Origin of the sequence: Streptomyces sp. R-74717 (assembly GCF_047305335.1) — a bacterium.
Taxonomy (GTDB): Bacteria; Actinomycetota; Actinomycetes; order Streptomycetales; family Streptomycetaceae; genus Streptomyces; species Streptomyces atratus.
In genome coordinates, this window is record NZ_CP102361.1 from 1,530,194 (window position 1) to 1,533,970 (window position 3,777).

Consider the following 3,777-nt stretch of genomic DNA (forward strand, 5'->3'; position numbering starts at 1 on the left):
CGCAGGGGTCCGTCTCGCTCCCGGGGAGACCGGCAGGCCGAACCCCGTACGACGATTCGCTCTGCGACGTGCTCAGCGATGAGGAGTTCACCCGGGAGGTCACCGAGGTTCTGCTGACGGCAGCGCCCTCGCTCACCGGCCAGCGGTCCGCGGTGGGCCGGCCCAGTTCGCGAAGAAGCACGGCTGGACGGAGGGCCGAGCCACGACGGCGCCGCGCTTCTGAAGTAGGTCGCTCACCCGGACAGAGCGGATTCCGTGGTGATGCTGCCGGACACAGCTTATGAATTCACCTGCGGCGGTCGTCTGCTTCGACTTCAAGGAACACATCGAAACGGGTGATCTCGCTCAGGCCGCGTTCTCCGCCATGACCCGAAGCCGAAATGTTAGTACCATCCAGATGTCCAGAGCATCCGACTGCCCCCCTGTGGAGGGACTTTCATGGCGACTCGGCGTCTGTACGTGGTCAGGCACGGCGCGGCGGACGCGTTCGGGGCTCTGACCGATGTCGGACAGCGACAGACGGAGCTGCTCGCGGAGCGCCTGGCTCGCCTGCCGATCGGTGCCGTATGGCACTCGCCGTTGCCGCGGGCCGTGCGGTCGGCTCAGCTCATCGGCGAACGGCTGCGCGGGGTCCCTGTGCAAGAAGCGCCTGAGTTGATCGACCACATCCCGCACGTGCCGGAGAAACCGCCGGCGGCGTGGGCAGGGGTCTTCGACGGGTACGACCCCGCAGAAGCGGCCAAGGGAGAGCGTCTCGCGGACGCGCTGACCGACCGGTTCGCGCGCGATGCCGAGGTCGAGACGCACGAGGTCCTGGTCACCCACGCCTACCAGGTGGCGTGGCTCCTCCGGCACGCCCTGGAGGCGCCGCGGGAACGATGGCTGGGGCTGAGCTGCGGAAACGCGGCGGTGACGGCGATCGAGTACTACACCGGCGCGGCCCCGTCACTGCTGTTGTACAACGACATGAGCCATCTGCCGGCGGAGCTTCGTTGGACGGGGTTCGGTCCCAGCGTCCGGCCCTGAACCCGCGGGATCGCGTCCGGTCGGCCATCGTCGGTGCGTCGGGTCTCCCTACTGGCTCTGCCCGCGCCCCGACTGGCTCTGCCCGCACCCGATGCCGTCGATCAGGTCGCGGGCCCCCTGGCGGAGCAGTGCCGCGCCGACCGAAGCGCCCAGATCCGTGGCGGCGTGGGGCTCGGCCCGCTCGTAAGCCTGGAGGATCGTCTTGCCGTCGGCGCTGAAGACGCAGGCCCGCAGGGAGAGGGCGCCGTCCCGGGCCACCCGGGCGAATCCGGCGATCGGGCTGTTGCAGTGGCCTTGGAGGACGTGCAGCAGCATCCGTTCGGCGGTCACCTCCCGACGCGTGTCACGATCACCGATGGCTCCCACTGCCTCGATCAGCTCGGTGTCGCCCTCGCGGCACTGAAGCGCCAGTGCCCCTGCGCCCAGCGCCGGCACCATCACTTCCGGATCGATGACCTCGCTGACGGCGTCGGGGCGGCCGATCCGCTCCAGGCCGGCCACCGCCAGCAGCAGGGCGTCGGCGTCACCCGCGGCCATGCGGGCCAGGCGCCGATTGGCGTTGCCGCGTATCGGTACGCACTCCAGATGCGGGTGGGAAGCGGCGAGTTGGGCCGTGCGGCGGACGGAGGAGGTGCCGATACGGGTGCCGGGCGGCAGCTGGTCGAGCGTGCGGCCACCGGGGTCCACCAAGGCGTCACGGATGTCGTCGCGGGCCAGGAAGCCGACGAAGACCGTGCCGGTCGCCAACGGGCGGTCGCCTGGGATGTCCTTGACACAGTGCACGGCGAGATCGGCCGCTCCGGCCAGCAGAGCGGCGTCCACCTCCTTGGTGAAGGCACCCTTGCCCTCGACCAGCGACAGGTCGCCCAGCCATCGGTCGCCGGTGGTACGCACCGGGACCACCTCGGTCGCCGTTCCCGGGTACGCGGCGGCGAGTTCGGCGCGGGCCCGCTCGACCTGGGCCAGTGCCATGGGCGAGTCACGGGAGACGATCCGGATCACCTCGGGAAGAACCATGACGTCACGATAGGCGCGGGGTCCGCGGGGCCCCTGCGCAGTTGAACAGGGGCCCCGCCCGGGACCGGCCGGACATCTCGCGGAACAGGACCCCGGGCCGGCCGGACATCGGGCCGAACAGGGCCCCTCCCCCGCCCCGGAACGCACCGGGCCCTGCGACGAAGTGCGGGTTCCCCGAGCAGTACGCGGGCCCCGCGGAATTCCGGCGGGCCTGCGCAGCCGAACAGTTGTCGTCGCGTGCCGCATCACAGACGTACAGTGCCCGTGACGTGGCAGGACCGGCCCCCGGGTCTTCCCGGGCGCCGCCCGTGGCCGGCCACGAGGGGCCCCTGAGAAGAAGGAGGGGCCATGGACAGCTACCCGTCACCACCGGTGGGTGACCGCCCCCGGCGCCGGATCCCGCGCCCGGCGGAACTCGCTCCACTGCTGCGGCCGCGACGACCGCAGCTCGCCGGCGCCCGACGACGACTCGCCGCCGCTGCCGACGTGGCGGACCTGCGAGCGGTCGCCCGCCGGCGTACGCCCAGAGCCGTGTTCGACTACACGGACGGGGGCGCGGGCGAAGAACTCTCGCTCGCCCGCAACCAGGCCGCCTTCCGCCGGATCGAGTTCCGGCCGAGCGTGTTGCGGGACGTCTCGTCGGTCGACACCTCGGCATCCCTGCTGGGCGAGGTGTCCGCGCTCCCGATCGCGCTGGCCCCGACCGGCTTCACCCGGATGATGCACCATGAGGGCGAGACGGCCGTGGCCCGGGCCGCGGCGGATCACGGCGTGCCGTACACGCTGTCCACGATGGGCACCACGGCGGCCGGGCCGCTGGCCGCTGCCGTGCCCGGCGTTCGCCGCTGGTTCCAGCTGTACCTGTGGCGGGACCGGGCCCGCAGCCGGGACCTGGTGCTCAGCGCGGCGGAAGCGGGGTACGAGGCGCTGATGCTGACCGTGGACACACCGGTCGCGGGACCCCGGCTGCGGGATGTGCGCAATGGCATGACCATTCCGCCGGCGCTGACCGCGCGGGCTCTCCTGGACGGGGCGCTGCGGCCGTGGTGGTGGATGAACCTGCTGACCACCCCGCCGCTGGAGTTCGCCTCTATCAGCCAGTGGCAGGGCACCGCAGCAGATCTCGGCAACCTGATGTTCGATCCCGGGGCGACCGCCGAGGACGTGGCCTGGCTGAGGGAGGTCTGGCCCGGCAGGCTCATCATCAAGGGCGTCCAGACGGCCGAGGACGCGCGGGTGATGGCCGGCCTCGGCGTGGACGCACTCGTCGTCAGCAACCACGGCGGGCGCCAACTGGACCGCGCGCCTGTGCCGTTGGAGGAGCTGCCCGCCGTGGTGCAAGCGGTCGACGGCGCGGTGGAGGTGTACCTCGACGGAGGCGTGCGGTCCGGCGCGGATGCGGTGGCGGCGGTCTGCCTGGGTGCCACGGCCGTCCTCGTCGGCAGGGCCTACCTCTACGGCCTGATGGCGGGCGGTGAGGCCGGCGTGCGCCGGGTGCTGGACATCCTCTCGACGGAGGTCCGGCAGACCATGCAGCTGCTCGGCGCCACCTCGGTCAAGGACCTCACGCCGGACCGCGTCCGGCTGCGCGCCGGATAGGGTCGGCCCTTGCGCTGCACGCCTCGCGGACTCCCGCTCCTCAGGGGTCTCGTCCGCGCGGCAGCGTCCACGGCCGCTCCGCCCAGGACTTGGGCAGAGCGGCCGAAGTGCCCGAAGGCACGACGTACCGCTGGC

General features: G+C 72.0%; 3 protein-coding genes. 2 read left to right on the plus strand and 1 reads right to left on the minus strand.

Annotation, left to right across the window (positions count from 1 at the left end; genetic code table 11):
* The first annotated feature begins 438 nt into the window (after window positions 1-438).
* Window positions 439-1,026, plus strand: a complete 588-nt coding sequence (locus NRF20_RS07050) for a histidine phosphatase family protein (RefSeq protein WP_189281098.1) — start codon at window positions 439-441, stop codon at window positions 1,024-1,026.
* A 48-nt stretch (window positions 1,027-1,074) separates the two neighbouring features.
* On the opposite strand, the gene hemC is transcribed toward NRF20_RS07050, so the two are convergent.
* Window positions 1,075-2,043, minus strand: coding sequence for a hydroxymethylbilane synthase (gene hemC / locus NRF20_RS07055; protein ID WP_413752233.1), 969 nt, complete (start codon window positions 2,041-2,043; stop codon window positions 1,075-1,077).
* A 348-nt stretch (window positions 2,044-2,391) separates the two neighbouring features.
* On the opposite strand from hemC, the gene NRF20_RS07060 reads away from it, so the two are divergent.
* Window positions 2,392-3,642 (plus strand): alpha-hydroxy acid oxidase, encoded by a 1,251-nt coding sequence (locus tag NRF20_RS07060; RefSeq protein WP_398632745.1) that lies wholly within the window; start codon window positions 2,392-2,394, stop codon window positions 3,640-3,642.
* Window positions 3,643-3,777: the final 135 nt, after the last annotated feature.

What these genes read in the sequence shown, in the direction of transcription:
- NRF20_RS07050 (WP_189281098.1), top strand. Translation starts at nt 439, where the DNA reads ATGGCGACTCGGCGTCTGTACGTGGTCAGGCACGGCGCGGCGGACGCG.
- hemC (WP_413752233.1), bottom strand. Translation starts at nt 2,043, where the DNA reads ATGGTTCTTCCCGAGGTGATCCGGATCGTCTCCCGTGACTCGCCCATG.
- NRF20_RS07060 (WP_398632745.1), top strand. Translation starts at nt 2,392, where the DNA reads ATGGACAGCTACCCGTCACCACCGGTGGGTGACCGCCCCCGGCGCCGG.